Below are 20,564 nucleotides of genomic sequence, written 5' to 3' on the forward strand. Positions count from 1 at the left end.
TCGGTTATTCTACCGCTTCTAACCATAGGAATTTTATAGACGCCAGACCTATCATTCACAAGAGATTTCTATCTCTCTTTCCACAGCCGAATTGTTTGGGTGAACTTCAGCCTACTTTAACGAGCTTCAAACGTTTTAGGTATTTGCAAGACCATCTACGCTTGTCGTAGCTTCAGCGAGTGTGTTTCAAGGCGTTACCCTCTCATTCCACACTTCGAAATAGCAGTTCTACCAATTAAGGCGGTTAACCTTTTCAGTTAACAACGTGTCGCACTCAAATCGATATCAGGTACCTTGTCTCCTTTAAAGCCAAGGAACGTTTCGAATGGGATATCTTGCCCATCCTTTTTATACGGTGTCCCACATTCTGTACAATCTTTATTTGGTAAGTCATAGCCTGAGCTTACCGAACCATCATCAAAAAACTCGGAATGCTTACAGTTTGGACAAATATAATGAGGTGGAAGTGGGTTTACTTCAGTAATCTCCATAAATGTCGCAACTAATGAAGATCCAACAGATCCACGGGAACCTACTAAATAGCCATCAGCTAATGATTTTTTCACAAGCTTTGCAGAAATTAAATAAATTACTCCGAAACCATGGCCTAAAATTGACTTTAATTCTTTTTCAATTCGGGCCTTAACGATTTCTGGTAGTTCTTCTCCGTAAATACTATATGCCATTTCATAGGTTAAATTTGTGACCTCATCATCTGAGCCTTCAATTTTCGGTGTATATAAATCATCTTTAATTGGCTTAACATCACCAATCATATTTGCGACTTTTTGAGAGTTAGTGACAACTACTTCCTTCGCAAGATCCGGTCCTAAAAAATCAAATTCCTCAAGCATTTCATCAGTCGTTCTAAAATGAACTTCAGGTAGCTTCGATCTATTTAGGATGTTGGCGCCACCTTGAGAGCCAATTAGAATTTGTCTGAACATCCCATCTGTCGGATCTAAGTAATGGACATTGCCGGTTGCTACAACTGGTTTATCCATCTTCTTCCCTAGCTTTACTAACTTGCGAATAATATCTTCAAGTGTCCATTCATCACGTATGACATTGCGCTCAATTAACGGTGCATACACTGCCTTTGGTTGAACTTCAATATAATCATAAAATCTCGCAACTTGCTCCGCTTCCTCTGGGGATTTATTCATCATCGTCTCAAATAATTCACCATTATTACAACCTGATCCGACTAATAAACCTTCTCTATATTGCTCTAGAACCGCTCGTGTTACGCGAGGTACACGATAGAAAGTTTTAGTATGGGAGTGGGTGACTAATTTAAATAAATTTTTTAGTCCAGCATTATCTACCGCTAATATTGTGCAGTGCATTGGGCGTCCCTTTTTATAAGCATCTCCACCACCAACATGCTTATTAAAGTCGTCGTGGTATTTGATATCTAATTCATCTGCGTCTTTTAACAACTGTAAAAGTAAGTAACCAGTTGCTTCTGTATCATAAATAGCTCGGTGATGCTGGGTTAATTCAATATTGAATTTTTTACAAAGTGTATTTAAACGATGGTTTTTCATCGTTGGATAAAGCATTCTCGCAAGCTCCAGCGTATCAATAACTGGATGAATCGTTCCCTCTAGCCCGAATTTTTTATAGCCAGTGTATAAAAAGCCCATATCAAACGATGCATTATGGGCTACTACTATGCCATCTCCGATAAATTCATGGAACTCTTTAATAACTTGTTCCACTTCTGGCGCGTTACGTACCATATCATCTGTAATACCTGTCAGTTCAATAGTCGTTGCTGAAAGTGGATGATGTGGATTTGCAAAGCTTTCGTATTTGTCTATAACATTTCCATCTTTAATTTTAACCGCTGCAAGCTCAATAATAGTATCGTAAGCAGTAGAGAGACCTGTTGTCTCAACGTCAAACACGACATAGGTAGTATCAGCTAATAATCGGTGCTCAGATGCATAAGCAATTGGTACACCGTCATCAACTAAATTAGCTTCCAGGCCATAAATAACTTTTATACCATGCTTTTTCCCTGCAGAATAAGCCTCTGGGAAGGATTGTACAACAGCATGGTCTGTAATAGCCACGGCTGGATGACCCCACTTTGCAGCCTGCGCAACAAGTCTATCAACCGGTGTAACAGCGTCCATTTGACTCATTGGTGTATGCAAATGTAATTCAACTCGTTTTTCTCCCTCTGGCGCCTTATCTTGTCGTGTTTCTTTTTTGATTTCATTGATATCATTTGCCATAACGATTAAATCACGAATGAATGTATCAGTTTGTACAGAGCCTCGGACTTTTACCCACATGCCTTTTTTCAAATGCTTCATAAGTTCCGCATCATCATTATCACGTGAGAACATTTTTACTACGATAGAATCCGTATAGTCGGTAATTTTAATTTGTAATAAAGAGCGACCACTTTTCAGCTCCCTAATTTCCGTATCAAAAACAAAACCTTCTATGATAACACGACGTTCTTCCTCAACAATGCGTTTAATTTCCATTGTTTCATCGTCTTTAATTAACATACCAAGCTGGAATGGTCGGTCACCAAGGTTCGCAATAGCTGGATTTTCTTTCTTCTCTTGCTCACGTTTTTGATAATCTTGTATCGCTTGCTGAGCTAAAGCTGCTTCCTCTAAACGTCTCTGTTCCATGAAAGCTTCCTGTGCCGCAATCATTTCTTCCGTTTGATCTTGAAGCACAAAATCTATCACAATGTGTGGGAAGCCAAATTGGCTATAGCTTTCGGAAAGCTTTTCTGCATACTTTGTTTTCAGCATCATAAATTCCATTTCTTGCATGCAAGATAAAGTGATTTTTTGCCCATTCCACATAGGCATTTGCGATGCTAGACAATTTTTTAAAGGTGGCGCCATCTCATCTATTTGTTCTACTACTGTTAGCCAATATTGTTGGACAAGTTCTTCCGTAACATTTTTCTCTACAGTATCAAAAGTTGTGTGGATTTGAGCGATTGCTGAAAATTTTTCAGTCAAACGAGTCCGAAATAGTTGGTATAGTGGAAAAGGAAGTACATCTCGTAATTTAATAGTAAAATTCCATAGCCTGTTCTTTTTGTGTACAGTTAGGCGTGATAATTCACCTTCTTCAAAAAAGGACATATACACATCATCTGTTAACTCTAGTTGTTGCAAGAGCATTTGAAACTTAGTTCTTGCTTCTTGTTGCTGTTCCAATCTATTGACACCTACTTTCAGAAAGAGGCAGTCTTTAAAGCCCCTTGTTTTATTTCCTCACCAACGTTTACGAACCAAAGAAAAAATTCGCTCCCTTTCCGCGGGCGACCGTCAAGCCTCACAAATCCTAAACATCTATGAATTCATGCTTGGCTCGCTGTCCCCGAGAAGTGGCGCGAATCTTTTATCTATTTAATGCCATTTTCATCCTTTTTGGGACAAGCCGTTTTAAAGGAAAATCAATTATGCCTTGGAATAATTGCGTCTGGAATGGCTTTGTGCTTAGGCCTGCAGGATGCAGGTCAGTTAGCCGTTATCGCATTTTGGATGCGATGATTTTAGGCTAACATCCCCTAAGAACTCCTCTCCGATTCCGTGACATCCGCCGGAGGCATTAGGCCAACACGAAGTTGGTCACTCAGTCGTTGCCACAGGACGTGGCGTTTTTAGACTGAGTTCCTCTATTTCAGCTGTGCTTGGACAACCACTAAAAAGTAGCTTAAAACCCGTATTCATCTCACCACCATTGAGATGGGAGACTACAGCTGAAAGAAGTTAATTTTTGCGGAAAAATTCATTTAAGCGATCAATAACCTCTTCTTTTTTCCATTCGAACGTTTCACCTGTTTGACGGAATTTAACCTCAACAATACCTTCAGTTGCTTTTTTACCTACTGTTACACGGACAGGTAAGCCAATTAAGTCAGCATCTGCGAATTTAACTCCAGCGCGCTCAGCACGATCATCTAATAGCACATCATAACGGTAAGATTTCAATAAGCCATATAGCTCATCAGCTAATGCAACCTGTGTTTCATCCTTTGTATTAACAGGAACAACATGGATATCATAAGGAGCTAATTGTGTTGGCCATACAAAACCATTTTCATCTTGGAAATGCTCTGCAACAGCAGCTAAAATACGTGATACACCAATACCATAGCATCCCATAATAAATGGTTGTGATTTACCTTGTTCATCTAAGAATGTACCATTCATTTTTGCAGAGTAAGTTGTTCCTAATTTGAAAATATGACCAACCTCAATACCTTCTGCAAATTTGATAATTCCTTGTCCATCTGGAGATGGATCACCCACTTGAATAAAACGAATATCTAAGTATTCATTCACAGCAAAATCACGTTCTGGATTAACATTTACTAAATGGAAACCATCTTCATTTGCACCGGCTACACCGTTACGAATAGATTTAATAGCATTGTCAGCTACTACTTTTACGTCTACTGGTAATTTAACAGGACCGATTGAACCAACACCGCAGCCTAATAAATCACGGATTGCCGCTTCACTAGCAAGCTCAACAGAACCAGCATCAAGTGCATTTTTCAGTTTAATATCATTAATTTCGTGATCTCCACGAGCAAGTACTACAACTAATTCCCCATCAACATCAAACACTAATGATTTAATGACATTTGAAGGATCAACATTTAAGAAAGCTGATACTTCTTCAATTGTTTTTTGGTCTGGTGTTGCCACTTTTTCAAGGTCTTTTAATGCTTCATCTGATGGTTGATAGTCTACAAGAACTTCTGCCATTTCGATGTTTGCAGCATAATTAGACGTGTCAGAGTATGCAATTGTATCTTCCCCAATTTCAGAAAGAACCATAAATTCATGTGTACCTTTACCACCGATTGAGCCTGCATCTGCAATAACTGCACGATAGTTTAAGCCTAGACGAGAGAAAATATTTGAATAGGCATTATACATATCATCATATGTTTCATCTAAACTTTCACGTGATGCATGGAAAGAGTATGCATCTTTCATAATAAACTCTCTTCCTCGTAGTAAACCAAAGCGAGGACGTTTTTCATCACGGAATTTAGTTTGAATTTGATAAAGTGTTATCGGTAATTTTTTATATGATTTAATTTCATCACGTACTAAAGTTGTAATCACTTCTTCATGTGTTGGCCCTAATGCGAAATCACGATCATGACGGTCCTTTAAACGCATTAATTCTGGACCGTATTTTTCCCAGCGGCCTGATTCCTGCCAAAGTTCCGCAGATTGTAATGAAGGCATTAAAAGCTCAATTGAATTGATTGCTTCCATCTCTTCACGAATAATGTTTTCTATTTTTGTTAACACACGTTTTGCAAGCGGTAAATACGAGTATACCCCACTTGTATTTTGACGAATAAACCCTGCACGTAGTAATTGCTTATGTGATTTTACCTCTGCATCAGCAGGTACTTCACGTAGCGTTGGGATAAATGTTTTACTTTGCTTCATTCAGTGTTCCACCTTTTTAATAGATAAGTTTTTATACTCTAATTAGCATAAACAAATTTAGCTTTGAACGCAATGTTTCAAAAAAATTGCGTTCAAAGCTATGTTTTTTCAATCAATTTTCACCTTGGCGTAATTGCCAGGGCTTCCTTTAAATATGTTTTACTTGAAAAACTTAACTTTACTTCATTTAGTTAAAAGAAAAATCTTTGTATATCGTTCCAAGTAACTACGACCATTAAAATCATCAATAGTACGATACCGACAAAATGCACAAGACCCTCTTTTTGACGATCGATTGGTTTACCTCTTACTGCTTCGAAGCCAAAGAATAATAGACGTCCTCCGTCAAGTGCTGGAAGCGGTAGTAAGTTCATTATACCAAGGTTAATACTTAACATCGCTGCCCAATTCATTAAATTCATGAATCCATATTGAGCTACCTGCTCTGTCGCTTTATAAATTCCTACTGGACCTGATAGAGCATCTATCGTGAATTTACCGGTAATTAACATACCAAGCAATTCAAATATTTTAGCAGTCATATTATACGTTTCTTGAGCGCCATAAACAACAGCCTTTAATGGATTAAATTCTCGTGGACTCTCATACTTAACCCCTATTTGACCATATTTTTCGCCATTTTGTTCTACTTCTTTTACCTTCATATTTAGGTTAACTTGCTGACCATTTCGATCAACTGTTACATTAATATTTTCACCTGGGTGATCTTGTACAATTGCAGCCAGGTCTTGCCATTTTTTAACAACTTGTCCATCAATGTCAACTACTCTATCTCCTGCAAGCATTCCTGCCTGTGCAGCTGGATCATTTTCTACTACTTCTGTGATGATTGGCTCATACGTAGGTACACCATTAATTAACCCAATTAGCAGATAAATAAAAAAAGCTAAAATAAAGTTAAATAACGGGCCTGCAAAGATTGTCATAGCTCGTTGACCGACTGTTTTAGCGTTAAATTGACGATCATATGGTGCAATTAACGTTTCTTTACCGTTTTCTACAAGAATACAATCTCTCGCAACATTATAACGAACTAATTTTTCTTCTTCATCATAGCCTTCTACAAATAATTCATTTTCTAAATCGGCACGCTCAACTTCTAAAAATAACAAATCTGGTAATTGCTTATTATTTTGATTAAAGATAATTTTCTTTACAACATTATCTTCATCTACAATAAGCCCTACTCGATAGCCCGGCTGTAATTCGGTACCATCCATGTCCTCACCAGCCATACGTACATAACCACCAATCGGCAATAAACGTAACGTATAGATTGTTTCACCATGTGTTTTTCCATAAATTTTTGGTCCCATACCAATTGCAAATTCTCGAACCATAATTCCTGCTCGTTTCGCGAATAAGAAGTGACCAAATTCATGGAAGAATACAAGTAGGCCAAATATCAAAATAAATGCAATAGCTGTTTGCATAAAACCCCACCTTTAAAAGCGAATAGTTAACGATATCTTTTCTCTTTATTTTACCATGTTTAACACTGTTTTTCTTGTTTCACTGTCTACATGCAAAATTGTTTGCAAATCTGGCACTAATATGTTGTTATGTGCTTGCATTACACGCTCAATCGTTTCGTCAATTTCTAGGAATGTTATTTTCCCTTGTAAAAATGCTGCAACCGCCGCTTCATTTGCTGCATTCATCGCTGTTAAAATTGTACCGCCTGTGCGCCCAGCTTCATATGCTAGTCGCAATGCTGGATAACGTTCAAAATCCATTTCTTTAAAATGTAACTGACCAATTTGTGCTAAATTGAGTCGTTGTCCGTTATGCAGCGGCATACGATCTGGGTAACTTAATGCATATTGGATAGGTACACGCATGTCCGGCGTACCAAGCTGTGCAATGACACTAGTATCATGATACTCAACTAGGGAGTGAATAATACTTTCTCTATGCAAAAGTACATCAATTTTATCATATGGCATATCAAATAAGACATGTGCTTCAATGACTTCTAGTCCTTTATTCATCATTGTAGCAGAATCTATCGTAATTTTCGCACCCATTGACCAGTTCGGGTGGTTTAGTGCATCTGCAACCGTTACATGCTTCAATTCCTCGCGTGTTTTGTCACGGAAGCTACCACCAGAAGCTGTAATAATTAAACGTTCAATATTTTTTGGATTCTCACCATTCATCGATTGGAAAATCGCTGAATGCTCACTATCAACTGGCAAAATTGCCGCATTGTATTTCTTGGCTTCTGCCATCACTAAATGTCCAGCAGTTACAAGTGTTTCTTTATTGGCAATGGCAATTGTTTTGCCCATGCGAATTGCAGCTAATGTCGATTCTAGTCCAACACTTCCAAGAACCGCGTTTACTAGTACCGTCGAATCAGGATGTGTAGCTACCTCTACAAGCCCTTTTGCACCAAACGTAAAGTGAACTTGTGGATATTCTTTAGCGAGCATAATTGCATCTTCTTCTAACTGAACAGATACAAGCTCAGGCTTTAAAGTTTCAATCATTTCACGAGTTTTTTCGATATTTTTCCCTGAAGAAAACGCCACTAAATGAAAGGCATCGCGTTGTTCTTTTAAAATATCATAGGTTTGCCAACCGATTGAACCAGTTGCACCAAGTAAACTAATTTTTTTCACGACAAATTGTCCCCTTTTTCTATCTCAGCAAAAATGATATAGCACGATTATTACCACTCTGTTTAGAGGAAAATGCTATTATTATGGCTCATCAACATAACATAGAGTTAATTTCGTTTTTCGAGTCCGATGAGCCTCTATTGTTCCTAGTTAACAAAAAGATGTAAAAAATGTAGTAAAGGCACGACGAATAATAGACTATCAAAGCGATCTAAAATACCGCCATGTCCAGGTAAAATATTGCCTGAATCCTTTACATCAAAATGACGCTTGATAGCCGATTCCACTAAATCGCCCATTTGACCAATAATTGACGCAAAGATTGTGATGAAAATAAGTGAGACGTAACTATCTGTAAATGGATAAATTGCCTGCATCCCTAGAGCAAAGATTACTGCAATGACAATTCCCCCTATAAAACCTTCCACAGTTTTCTTCGGTGAAATTTCAGGCCACAACTTATTTTTACCTAGTTTTCTTCCTACAAAATATGCACCTGAGTCAGTTGTCCAAACTACAAGTAAACAATATACGACAAACTCTAAACCATAGCTTCGAGTTTCGATTAAGTAATGGAAGCCTAATCCGACATAAAACGCACCTAATAAAATAAATGCAACTTCATCGAATGTAATTTTATTTTTTACAAGTACTACGTATATGAGCAATAGCATCATTAGACCATACACAACCATTAAATTGGAGGAATAGCCTATTGCATCTACCACCTTATTTGACCAGTTAGTTGGTATTACAAGTAATATTAATGTTAGTAACCCTAAAAATCCAGGTACTGAAAAAAGTGAAATACCTTTCATTTTTAGTATTTCATAAAAGCCCACAACAGCCATTGCAAGCACAAGTATTGTAAATGGCACTTTTCCATAAATAACAAATGGAATAAATAGTGCTGCTGCAATTATTGCCGTAATAATTCGTTGTTTCAAGTTGATTCTTCTCCCTTCAACCCACCGTAACGGCGATTACGTTTCTGGTAGTTTTCCACCGCTTTCAGTAAGTTTTCCTCGCTAAAATCTGGCCATAATGTATCTGTAAACCAAAATTCTGTATAAGCGAGCTGCCATAACATAAAATTGCTTAATCGCACTTCACCACTTGTACGAATTAATAGATCTGGCTCTGGCAGATGAGCCGTCATTAAATGAGATGTCAAGCATTCTTCTGTTATGTCTTGCATCGTTAATTGACCATCCTGCACCTTCTGAAGCATTGTTTTCATGGCGTTAACCATTTCCGAACGACTTCCATAATTCAGAGCAAAATTTAAAATTAATCCTGTATTATGCTTCGTCTCTTCCATCGCCTCAAACAACGCCTTTTGCGTATGTGCCGGTAACAAAGATGGATCACCTATCATTTCAACACGTACATTGCGTTCCATCATTTCAGGTAAAAAGGAACCTAAAAATTCTACAGGTAAACGCATTAGGAAATCGACCTCTGGTTTTGGCCGCTTCCAATTTTCTGTAGAAAACGCGTATACCGTTAAAACTTTAATACCTAGATCTGACGCAAATCTAGTTACCTTTCGTACCGTCTTCATACCTTCATGGTGCCCAGCAACACGTGGCATGGCACGTTTCTTTGCCCAACGTCCATTTCCGTCCATAATAATCGCGACATGGGCAGGAATTGGCTCGTTTTTAGCAATGGCAACACGTTCCTCCAATGATAGTGTATCTATATTTATTTGTTTACCTAATAGCTTTTTAAACATGCTAACTCCCCCACTACAACTAATCAGACGTATACTAACCTATCATAACAAACAAAAGCGCTTTTTGTCTTTTTTTTCCCCTCTAAATTGACTATGTATGAACTACCTTATTTTAGAACTACCTACATCGTAAGATATCACCATATGTTGAGTTAACTTTTGAACAGCTGAGTATAGTTCTAAACGATAATCAACTTAACATGACATATTACGACTTTTGGTGATGAACTCTTTATAAAGAGGGGCTTTTAAGACTTTTATCACGCCCACTCAACTTAAGGTTAAAATGGGGTATTGCTCCCCTTAAAATAATGTATTTTAGTTCATATAAAGAATAGTTCTTCTTAATCTTAAAAGAAAGCAAAAATAGATGAAAGATACTTCCCTTAAAACAATTAAAGTTCCACTATCTCAGTAAATGTTTGGACACCCGCTGAATGAAGATACTTTAACAGTAAAGAGAAAAGACGTCCTTTATATATAGGACGCCTTCATCTCATCAAAAAGTTCCATCGTAGATATGCAAAGCGAGTTGCTTACACTTCTAGAATTTCTTTTTCTTTTTCTTTCGTCACTTGATCTACTTTAACGATGAAATCATCGGTTAATTTTTGAATATCTTCACCGTAGCCACGTAGATCGTCTTCTGTGATTTCGCCAGCTTTTTCAAGTTTTTTTAGATCATCATTAGCATCGCGACGAACATTACGTACTGCAATTTTTGCATCCTCTGCTTCTTTTTTAACTTGCTTCACAAGATCTTTACGACGCTCTTCTGTTAAAGCAGGGATCATTAAACGAATAACAGATCCATCATTTGTTGGTGTAATACCAATATCTGATTTCATAATTGCTTTTTCGATTTCACCTAAAATTGTTTTATCGTAAGGTGTAATTACTAATAAACGTGCTTCCGGTACCGAAACACCTCCAAGCTGATTAATCGGTGTTGGTGCACCATAATAATCAACCGTAATGCGATCTAATAGTGAAGCATTTGCACGACCTGCACGGATTGAAGCTAGTTCACGTGAAAAAGCTGCAATTGTTTTGTTCATTTTTTCTTTAGCTTGTTCTAAAACTTGTTTAGCCATTATACATTCCTCCTAACAACTGTTCCAATTTTCTCGCCTTGTACGGCACGTTTAATATTACCTGGTTCCGTAATTGAGAAGACAATTAACGGAATATCGTTATCCATACATAAAGTAGAAGCTGTTGAATCCATTACTTGTAAGCCTTGTTGGATAACATCTAAGTATGTGAGTGTATCATATTTAATGGCAGTTGCATCTACTTTTGGATCTGCAGAATAAACACCATCTACATTATTTTTAGCCATTAAAATTGCATCTGCGTCGATTTCAGCTGCACGTAACGCAGCTGTAGTATCAGTAGAGAAGAATGGGTTACCAGTACCTGCTGCAAAAATAACTACACGTTTTTTCTCTAGATGACGAACTGCTTTACGGCGAATATACGGCTCTGCTACTTGTGTCATTACAATAGAAGATTGCACACGTGTTTCAATTCCTAATTTCTCTAGTGCATCTTGTAACGCTAAAGAGTTCATAACCGTTGCTAGCATACCCATATAATCGGCTGCTGCACGATCCATCCCCATTTCGCTACCGATTTTTCCACGCCATATATTACCGCCACCTACAACAACAGCAACTTCTACATCAAGATCTACTACTTGTTTTACCTCTTCTGCAACAGCCTTGATAATTTTTGGTGATAAACCGAAGCCCGCTTCCCCAGCTAACGCTTCACCACTTAATTTTATAACTACTCGTTTATATTGTGGCACACTCATTGTAAACCTCCGTCAGACTTTATTTAGAACATCTTTATTCCCTTTTCCATTATAGTATAAATAACAATAATTGCTAGTTATGAATAAGGCAGAATAGGAAATTATATGGCTCATCACCATAACATGTGGTTGATTTTAATTCCGAATGGGCTTTCCTGGGGGCGTCCGATGAGCCGCTTAGGCAACAGATGTTATTTGTGCGAAAGCGCAGTACTAACGTAGCGACAGCGACACGACGTTGGTCACGAAGGCGTTATCACAGGACGTGATGCTTTTAAGCCTTCGTTCCTCTATTGCGGATCCCCAAGAAGTCGCCCAGCCACCACTCTAATCAACTTTTATACTTAGTATAAGTGTTAACAAATGTCATTCACAATTTTCAGTGGATGAACTAATTATATCTTTTTTCTCTCATTTCGGAAAAATAGGGAACACGCTATGTTGTGTTCCCCATTTTTTGTCTAGAAAATCTAGATATTATTTGATTAGGATCAAACGCAAGTAAATTAGTTACCTTTAACTTGGCTCATTACTTCTTCAGCAAAGTTATCTTCACGTTTTTCGATACCTTCACCTACAGCGTAACGTACGAAGCCGTTTACTGAACCGCCAGTTGAAGCAACGAAGTCACGTACTTTTTGATCTGAGTTTTTAACGAATGTTTGGTCAAGTAAGCAAACATCTTCGAAGTATTTACCAAGACGACCTTCAACCATTTTTGCTACGATGTTTTCTGGTTTACCTTCGTTAAGAGCTTGTTCAGTTAATACTTTACGCTCACGTTCAACTTCATCAGCAGAAACTTCGTCGCGAGAAACGTAAGTAGGGTTAATAGCTGCGATATGCATAGCAACATCTTTTGCAGCAGAAGCATCTGTAGAACCTTCTAAAGTAACTAATACACCGATGCGGCCGCCCATGTGTAAGTAAGAACCGAATGCATCTGCATCAGTTTTTGTTTTCACTTCGAAACGACGAAGAGTAATTTTTTCACCGATTGTTGCAATCGCTGTTGAAATTTGGTCAACAATTTTTACACCTTCAGCATTTGCAATCTCTAATGCAGCTTCAACTGTTGCAGGTTTAGCAGCAAGTAATTGTTCAGCTAATGAAGCAACTAATACTTGGAATTTATCGTTTTTAGAAACGAAGTCAGTTTCAGCATTTACTTCTAGGATGATTGCATCGTTACCATTTTCTAAAATGTAAGTTGTACCTTCTGCAGCGATACGGTCAGCTTTTTTAGCAGCTGAAGAAAGACCTTTTTCACGTAGGAAATCGATTGCAGCATCAATATCGCCATCAGTTTGTACTAACGCTTTTTTACAATCCATCATTCCAGCGCCAGTTTTTTCACGTAATTCTTTTACTAATTGTGCAGTAATGTTTGCCATTTAGTGTTTCCTCCTCAAATTGGTTGTACAAATTTTAGTGATAAGTTCTAAAAAAGGTGATAAGGGTTTTGAGCCACTTATCACCTTTTTGTAAACGTGAATTACTCAGCAGCAGCTTCTACAGCTGGAGCTTCCTCTTCACCTTGTTTTGACTCGATTAAAGCGTCAGCCATTTTAGCAGTTAAAAGTTTAACAGCGCGAATAGCATCATCATTAGCAGGAATTACGTAGTCGATTTCATCTGGATCACAGTTTGTATCAACAATACCTACTAGAGGGATGTTTAATTTAATAGCTTCTGCAACAGCAATACGTTCTTTACGTGGGTCAACCACGAACATTACGTCTGGAAGAGCGTGCATATCACGGATACCGCCTAAGAATTTGATTAGACGTTCGTGTTCTTTTTTAAGTTGGATTACTTCTTTTTTAGGTAGAACTTCAAAAGTTCCATCTTCTTCCATTTTTTCGATTGCTTTCATACGTGCAACACGTTTTTGAATTGTACCGAAGTTTGTAAGAGTACCACCTAACCAACGTTGGTTGATGTAGTAGTTGCCTGAACGTTCAGCTTCATCTTTGATCGCTTCTTGTGCTTGTTTTTTCGTACCAACGAAAAGAACTTTACCACCGTCTTGACCAACTTGACGCATGAAGTCATAAGCTTCCTCTAATTTTTTAACAGTTTTTTGTAAGTCGATGATGTAGATCCCGTTACGCTCAACGAAGATATATTTCTTCATTTTTGGGTTCCAACGACGAGTTTGGTGACCGAAATGTACACCAGCTTCAAGTAATTGTTTCATAGAAATTACTGACATGTGTATTTCCTCCTAGTATGTTTGGTTTTTATCCTCCGCATTTATCACTTGCAACAAGCTACCCTAAGCTTAGAGCACCACTTACTACATCAAAATGCGTGTGTATTAATAACACCATTTGCAACTATATCATAGCTTTATACCATTCGCAACTGTTTTAGTGATGAAATTTCAATAAAAGCTCGATTTCTGTCTTTCCTTTTTGAAGTTGCTTGGCAATTTCTTCTGCAGTTTTACCTTGTTTCGCTAATTCAACAGCTTGTTGTTCGATCGTTAATGACTTTGCTTCTTCTTTTTTGGTTGCATCAGTTGGTTCTTGGGCTGATTGTGCCACCTTAGCCTCAGTTTTATTTGCATCATTTTTAGCACCAGTTTGCTGCTGACGTGAATAAGCATTGGCTACGATATTTTTGGGCACATAAACACGCGGTTCATTATCTAAACTAACAGAACCGTCTACTGTGCTTTCTTCCTTTGTCAGAGAAGGAGGTTGCTCCTGCTCCTTCTGTCTCACAATCTGTTCTTTCTGTTTCACAGCATTTTGAATTTCAGACTTTGAAACTCTTTGCAACTCTTGAATTAGACGATCATTTTCATCTTTCATATCAGCTAAATAGATACTGATTGTGTCATCCATTTCACGCATTAAGCGCTCCTGTTTTTTTTCTAGGTCCTTAAATTTTGCTAGCTTCGTATTTAATATGATAAGAAAATAAAATGAAAGTAGCTGTAAAATAAATAGAACTGCAATTAGTATGATTGTCATAGTAAACTCCTATCCGCTATAATCCACGAAATTTCCTTTAAACGGATGCTGCGCCTGCTTTTCTCGATTCTCATTATCCTTATTTTTCTTTTTTCGAGTACCTTTTATATACTCGCCACCTGCTTCTTCATCTTCACTAATCTTATCCATACCCTCTGAAGTATTCACAACTTTTTGCTTGCGTTCTATTTCTTTTTTTAACGCTTCATTTGCATGCGCTTGCTGAGCCAAAGTTTGTTGTTGTGCCTGATCCGCCATTTTTCCTGCTTCAAATGTTTTTGGAATAGCTATTTGTAGTTCGACACCCTTTAAACTCATGAAACTTCCTCCTTCAACGATATGTATCTAAAGATGATTATGCATTAATCATTTCATTGGATAATAATTTCCTTAGCTTCAATAGCGCCTTAGAATGGATTTGTGAAATGCGTGATGTTGATAATCCAAGCATTTCTCCAATTTCTGTTAATGTTAATTCCTCAGTATAAAATAAACTAAGCACCAGCTGCTCCTTATCATTAAGCTTTTGGATATTTTCCGCTAAATCCCCTAGCAGTTCTGACCTAACGACAGCTTGCTCAGGTGTCTTTGTCGTATCATCACGAATAACGAATGACTTTCCATCAGTCTCATCTTGATCTTGCTGTTCATTAATGGAAAGGACATTTGAAAAGAAATGCTCTTGTACAGTTTGGTATACTTCCTCAACAGGTAAAGTCATATGTTCCGCAAGTTCCTCAGGTGTTATATGACGCATATATTTTTGTTCTAACTGTTCAATCTGTGCATCTAACTTCTTTGCCTTCTCACGTGCGGAACGCGGTAACCAATCTTCCTTACGTAAACCATCAATAATTGCTCCTCTTACTCTAAAAGAAGCATATGTATCAAATTTCAAGTCTCTATTAATATCAAATTTATTTAACGCGTCAAAAAGACCTACCATACCTAAGCTCGTTAAATCGTCTCGTGATACACTCTTTGGTAAGCTCGCTCCAATACGTTGTACATGATAGGATACTAGAGAAATATATTTTTTTATAAGTAAATCACCAGCATCTGGATCACGTTCATTTATCCAGCGGTTCCACAGCTTTTGTTCATCGTTCAGAATTGGTTGTGTCATGTAATCCACCTCTCTAAAAAAAACGCATCTACGCGCCTGTTTGCTACTGTCTTATACCAATACAAAAAACACTTGTAGCTGACGTTCCACTTTCGCTACGTAAACACTTGTTGGAAGAAGATCCATTATGCCTCGACATAAAAAGCGTTACTAGTTATGACCCTTAACATAATAACCCATCTAATTCTTTCCTATATTATAACAAGAATCGACTATAATTTCATTTGTTTCTCGTACTCTATCACAGATTCTTTACATTTATGTGTCAGCATTTTTTAGTTCGGACTTAGTCCAAGGTCACTAAGACACCATATAATTAAAAATATGCAAGAATTAAGATATCTATAAAAAAAGAGTCGCTACACGCGACTCCCCTTTTTTAAGCATTATTTAATTGCGGATCATCCTCACGATGCATCATTGTGCGCACAACTTGAGCAATTTCTTCTGAGTTTTCATCTTGAAACTCGACGGTAGAGTTGGCCGTCGGTGCTTCTTGATTTTCTTCCTGGCGATTGTCAGATTCGTTTTCTTCATGATCACTTTCACTGACTTCTGCATCGCCCTCAGGTGTGAATAAAACGTAGGCAATTAAAAATCTAACAATATACATGACGAAAAACGCAATTATTCCCGCCACAAATGACCCTATGATAATTCGTAGTGGTGTATAAGGTTTTAGAAATGTACTAAAAAAATATATAGAAAAGGCAATTAACGCTCCCCATAGGTTATAAAAAATAGAACCAAACATTATATTTCGCTCACTCCTTGGTTTACCGTTCGAATATGTAATGTCGAAGTCGCAGGATTAAATTCAATTGTTCTACCGCTATTGCCCCCTGTATCTTCGGCAACTAAACGAATTCCATGACGCTTTAGCTCATGCTTTACAGCTTCTACATTACGTGGGCCGATGCGCATGGAATCTTTATCTGAAGTGAATTGAAACATCTGTGCACCACCTGCAATTTTTGCCTTTAGCTTGAATTTTTGAACGCCTTCTAACTTTAATAAGTCAATCATTGCCGCAATGCCTGTGTCAGCAAATTTAGCCACATTTATTGACTCTTGTCTACCTAAACTCGAATCTGGTAACATCACATGAATTAAACCAGCAATTTTTTTTGATTCATCATATAAAATGACACCTACACAAGATCCCAGACCTGATGTTCTTATCGTATTTGGTAACTTTACTACATCCATTTGTGCAATCCCAACTTTTATAACTTGCCCATTACTATTGTTTTGTATCATCTATGAAACTCCCAATGCTTTAAAAATAGCATCAAATGAGTCTGGATCTGGTAATAAGAAGAAATGCCCTCTTACCGTTTCCTGATCCTCTACACCGTCTTCAAAAATGGATGTGTTTATTACGATAACATTATCGCTAACGTGTGATAATTCAATCAAACCAATACTAATAATGGCTCCAAACATGTCAACGCTTAGTCCTGGCACAGTTGGATAAATTTTCAAATTCGTAAAGTCAGATAACGCAGATAAATAAGAGCCAGATAAAATATTCCCCATTTCCTGCATAGCTGATAAGCCTAACTCTGAAACAGGTCGTTTTTTAAAGTCGAATGATTCATCAAATATAAGACGACGAATGAAGCGATTTGCTTGTTCAATAGGCAGGATAAAGAACATACTACCTTCCGCATCACCTTCAATGCGTAGAAAGATTCCAACTACAACATTTTCAGATCCTCCGGCAAGCTCCATCATGTCATTAAATGACACCATTTCAACCTTCGGTACTCGCATATCAATTTTTTTACCAAGCAAATTGGAAAGTGCTGTCGCAGCATGCGCAGCACCTATATTACCAATTTCCTTTAATACATCTAAATGTAGTGATGTAATCTTTTGATTATATGTCATTATCGATCCCTACTTTAGTGGATTTAATACTTTCTCTAAATGCAATAAGATTAATAATCGTTTATCTATTTTAGCTACCCCTGAAATGAAATCTTCTTCCAGTGAACCTACTACTTCGGGCTGTGGTTCAATTGAGTCAGCAGGGATGTCCAACACATCATTTGCAGAGTCTACGACGAAACCTACTTCCATATCTTCTAATGAAATAATGATAATGCGTGTTGTTTCTTCATGCTCTGAGACAGGTAATTCAAATCGTTCACGCAAATCTACAATTGGTGTTACGACGCCGCGTAGGTTAATAACACCTTTTACATATTTCGCCGTTTTCGGTACGCGCGTAATATGCATTAGTTTTTCAATCCCTTGTACATGTGACACTGGAATCGCATATTCTTTATCTGCTAGTTGAAAAACAATTACTTTAATACTTTCTTGTTCCACTGCATTTGTCATTGTTTACACCTCTCTTATTCATTCACCTTATTTAATAAGTGCGTTACAATCCACAATTAAGGCTACTTTTCCGTTACCTAAAATTGTTGCACCTGAAATTGCAAAGATATTCGTTAAGTAGTTTCCTAATGACTTCAGCACAATTTCTTGTTGGCCAATGAATGAATCCACAACTAAACCAGCAAGCTTCTCACCTTTTCGAACGATGACCACTGAATGGAATTCGTCATCCTGTGGTTCTTTGCGAGGTACCTCAAAGATTTCTTCTAAAAATACTAGTGGTACTACTTTGCCACGGAAGTCGATTACTTTTTGATTATGCGCATTCATAATTTCAGATGAACGGATAATTGAAGTTTCAATAATTGATGAAAGTGGAATTGCATAAATCTCTTTCTCAATTTCTACTAGCATGACAGAAATAATCGATAATGTCAGTGGTAATTGAATCGAGAATATTGATCCTACATCTTGTGTAGATTCAATAGAAATATTTCCACCCAATGATTCTATTGTTGTTTTAACAACGTCTAATCCAACGCCTCTACCTGATACGTCAGAAATAACATCTGCTGTTGAGAACCCAGAAGCCAAAATAAGCTCGTTGATTTGCTTATCTGACATTGAATATGATTGTTCTTGTGTAACAATACCTTTAGAAATAGCTTTAGCTAGAACTTTTTCACGATTTATACCTGCACCATCATCTTCAATTTCAATAAAGACATAGTTACCGCTATGATAAGCACGTAGTACAACAGTTCCTTCTTCTGGTTTACCTTTTGCACGACGAGCAGTCGGATTTTCAATACCGTGGTCAACAGAGTTACGAATTAAATGAACAAGTGGATCCCCAATTTCATCGATTACTGTACGATCTAGTTCTGTTTCAGCACCAATAATTTCAAGGTTAATTTTCTTGTTTAGATCACGTGATAGCTGACGAATCATTTTCGGGAAGCGATTGAATACTGTTTCAACAGGAACCATACGCATCGTTAAAATAATTGTTTGTAAATCACCCATGACGCGGCTCATACGCTCCACAGTTTCATTTAACTCTCCATGGTTAACTTCAGTTGAAATAGACTGTAATCGTCCTCGGTCTATAACAAGCTCTTCAAATAAGTTCATCAAAATATCAAGTCGCTCGATATTAACACGAATTGTTTTATTACCAACAGGCGCATGGCTCTTATCAGTTTTAGCAGGCGCTGCTGCTTTTGCAGGTGTAGATGCTGCAGTATTTGTTTCAGGTGCAGTAGCAGGTTGAGCCTTAACTTCTACCGTTGCTGTAGCCGCTACTTCTTGAATTACTGGTTCTTTTTCACTATGTTGCTTCGGTTCAATAGTTGTGACAATCACTTCTTCGATTTCTGAAACTTTCATAATTTTTTTCTGCATATCTTCAGCAGATTCTTTAGTTACGAAAGCTACGTAAAATTGTTGATCGAACTGTTCGTCTTCAAGCTTTTCTACAGATGGATTTGATTTAATAACATCTCCATCTTTTTCTAATATTTCAAACACCATGAATACACGCGCAGCTTTTAACAGACAGTCCTCACGTAGTTTCACTGAAATTTCAAATGCACTGAAACCTTGTTCAGCAGATTGTGCAATAACTGTTTGTTCAAAACTGTCATACTCTAAAACACTCGCTACAGCAGTAGCTGGTTTCCCAATAGTTGCGACAATTACTTCTTCAACTTCTGAAACTTTCATAATCTTATTCTTCATATCTTCAGCAGATTCTTTTGTTACGAAAGCTACGTAAAATTGTTGATCGAACTGTTCGTCTTCAAGCTTTTCTACAGATGGATTTGATTTAATAACATCTCCATATTTCTCTAAAATCTCAAACACCATAAATACTCGTGCTGCTTTTAACAGACAGTCCTCACGTAATTTCACTGAAATTTCGAATGCATTGAAACCTTGTTCAGCAGATTGTGAAATAACTGTTTGTTCAAAGCCGTCATACTCTAAAACACTCGCTACAGCAGTAACTGGTGTCTCAGTAGTTGCTACTACTTCAGGAATCGCATACTCACCTAATTCAATACGCTTTAACTGAGCAACAGTCGAGGATACATCACGCTTTCCATCTCCGCCATTCGCAATGTCCATCACCATTTCTTCTAGATGGTCTACAGACTCGAAGACAACATCTAAAATTTCAGGAGACACATGGATTTTCTCATTTCGGATCGCATCCAACACATTTTCCATTTTATGAGTTAAATCTGCTAAATCTTCAAAGCCCATTGTCGCAGACATACCTTTTAATGTATGCGCAGAGCGGAAAATTTCTCCAACAATCGCCAAATCGTCTGGATTTTTTTCTAATTCTAATAAATGTTCACTACACGCTTGTAAATGGTCTTTACTTTCTTCAATAAACATTTCTAAATATTGATTGACTTCCATAAGAGGACACCCCT

At 37.5% G+C, this 20,564-nt stretch carries 17 protein-coding genes and 1 pseudogene; all 18 read right to left on the bottom strand.

Features of this window, described 5'->3' with window-relative positions:
- Nucleotides 1–272: 272 nt before the first annotated feature.
- Nucleotides 273–3,200: pseudogene (locus tag JNUCC51_RS06105) on the bottom strand (PolC-type DNA polymerase III); the annotation flags it as partial.
- Between the two features lie 555 nt (nucleotides 3,201–3,755).
- Entirely contained in the window at nucleotides 3,756–5,462 is a 1,707-nt protein-coding gene (locus tag JNUCC51_RS06110) for a proline--tRNA ligase (RefSeq protein WP_337991270.1), read from the bottom strand.
- 191 nt (nucleotides 5,463–5,653) lie between these two features.
- Complete coding sequence (rseP, locus tag JNUCC51_RS06115) at nucleotides 5,654–6,916, bottom strand: RIP metalloprotease RseP (RefSeq protein ID WP_337991271.1); 1,263 nt, start codon at nucleotides 6,914–6,916, stop codon at nucleotides 5,654–5,656.
- A 45-nt stretch (nucleotides 6,917–6,961) separates the two neighbouring features.
- On the bottom strand, nucleotides 6,962–8,107 hold the full coding sequence (dxr, locus tag JNUCC51_RS06120; protein WP_337991272.1) for a 1-deoxy-D-xylulose-5-phosphate reductoisomerase: 1,146 nt from the start codon (nucleotides 8,105–8,107) through the stop codon (nucleotides 6,962–6,964).
- A gap of 146 nt (nucleotides 8,108–8,253) precedes the next feature.
- Nucleotides 8,254–9,054, bottom strand: a complete 801-nt coding sequence (locus JNUCC51_RS06125) for a phosphatidate cytidylyltransferase (RefSeq protein ID WP_337991273.1) — start codon at nucleotides 9,052–9,054, stop codon at nucleotides 8,254–8,256.
- Nucleotides 9,051–9,845, bottom strand: a complete 795-nt coding sequence (uppS, locus tag JNUCC51_RS06130; protein WP_337991274.1) for an undecaprenyl pyrophosphate synthase — start codon at nucleotides 9,843–9,845, stop codon at nucleotides 9,051–9,053. Before uppS ends, JNUCC51_RS06125 begins: the two co-directional genes overlap by 4 nt.
- Before the next feature lie 536 nt (nucleotides 9,846–10,381).
- Complete coding sequence (gene frr, locus JNUCC51_RS06135; RefSeq protein WP_337991275.1) at nucleotides 10,382–10,939, bottom strand: ribosome recycling factor; 558 nt, start codon at nucleotides 10,937–10,939, stop codon at nucleotides 10,382–10,384.
- Nucleotides 10,939–11,664 (bottom strand): UMP kinase, encoded by a 726-nt coding sequence (gene pyrH, locus JNUCC51_RS06140; protein ID WP_337991276.1) that lies wholly within the window; start codon nucleotides 11,662–11,664, stop codon nucleotides 10,939–10,941. The genes frr and pyrH overlap by 1 nt, the downstream gene beginning before the upstream one ends.
- A gap of 506 nt (nucleotides 11,665–12,170) precedes the next feature.
- Entirely contained in the window at nucleotides 12,171–13,058 is an 888-nt protein-coding gene (gene tsf, locus JNUCC51_RS06145; protein WP_337991277.1) for a translation elongation factor Ts, read from the bottom strand.
- 101 nt (nucleotides 13,059–13,159) lie between these two features.
- Entirely contained in the window at nucleotides 13,160–13,879 is a 720-nt protein-coding gene (gene rpsB / locus JNUCC51_RS06150; protein WP_049668466.1) for a 30S ribosomal protein S2, read from the bottom strand.
- Between the two features lie 157 nt (nucleotides 13,880–14,036).
- Entirely contained in the window at nucleotides 14,037–14,645 is a 609-nt protein-coding gene (locus JNUCC51_RS06155; protein ID WP_337991278.1) for a DUF6115 domain-containing protein, read from the bottom strand.
- A 9-nt stretch (nucleotides 14,646–14,654) separates the two neighbouring features.
- On the bottom strand, nucleotides 14,655–14,963 hold the full coding sequence (locus JNUCC51_RS06160) for an RNA polymerase subunit sigma (protein ID WP_100543918.1): 309 nt from the start codon (nucleotides 14,961–14,963) through the stop codon (nucleotides 14,655–14,657).
- Nucleotides 14,964–15,000: 37 nt separating this feature from the next.
- Complete coding sequence (locus tag JNUCC51_RS06165; RefSeq protein WP_337991279.1) at nucleotides 15,001–15,771, bottom strand: FliA/WhiG family RNA polymerase sigma factor; 771 nt, start codon at nucleotides 15,769–15,771, stop codon at nucleotides 15,001–15,003.
- 379 nt (nucleotides 15,772–16,150) lie between these two features.
- Nucleotides 16,151–16,525: a hypothetical protein gene (locus JNUCC51_RS06170; protein ID WP_337991280.1), complete on the bottom strand. Its 375-nt coding sequence runs from the start codon at nucleotides 16,523–16,525 to the stop codon at nucleotides 16,151–16,153.
- A complete protein-coding gene (locus JNUCC51_RS06175) occupies nucleotides 16,525–17,031 on the bottom strand; it encodes a chemotaxis protein CheD (protein ID WP_337991281.1) in 507 nt (168 codons plus the stop codon). The genes JNUCC51_RS06170 and JNUCC51_RS06175 overlap by 1 nt, the downstream gene beginning before the upstream one ends.
- Nucleotides 17,032–17,664, bottom strand: a complete 633-nt coding sequence (locus tag JNUCC51_RS06180; RefSeq protein WP_049668460.1) for a chemotaxis protein CheC — start codon at nucleotides 17,662–17,664, stop codon at nucleotides 17,032–17,034. It lies immediately after the preceding gene.
- A gap of 9 nt (nucleotides 17,665–17,673) precedes the next feature.
- Nucleotides 17,674–18,120: a chemotaxis protein CheW gene (locus tag JNUCC51_RS06185; RefSeq protein WP_049668459.1), complete on the bottom strand. Its 447-nt coding sequence runs from the start codon at nucleotides 18,118–18,120 to the stop codon at nucleotides 17,674–17,676.
- Nucleotides 18,121–18,147: 27 nt separating this feature from the next.
- Entirely contained in the window at nucleotides 18,148–20,550 is a 2,403-nt protein-coding gene (locus tag JNUCC51_RS06190; protein WP_337991282.1) for a chemotaxis protein CheW, read from the bottom strand.
- Between the last annotated feature and the right edge of the window lie 14 nt (nucleotides 20,551–20,564).

It is taken from the genome of Lysinibacillus sp. JNUCC 51, assembly GCF_015999525.1.
Taxonomy (GTDB): domain Bacteria; phylum Bacillota; class Bacilli; order Bacillales_A; family Planococcaceae; genus Lysinibacillus; species Lysinibacillus xylanilyticus.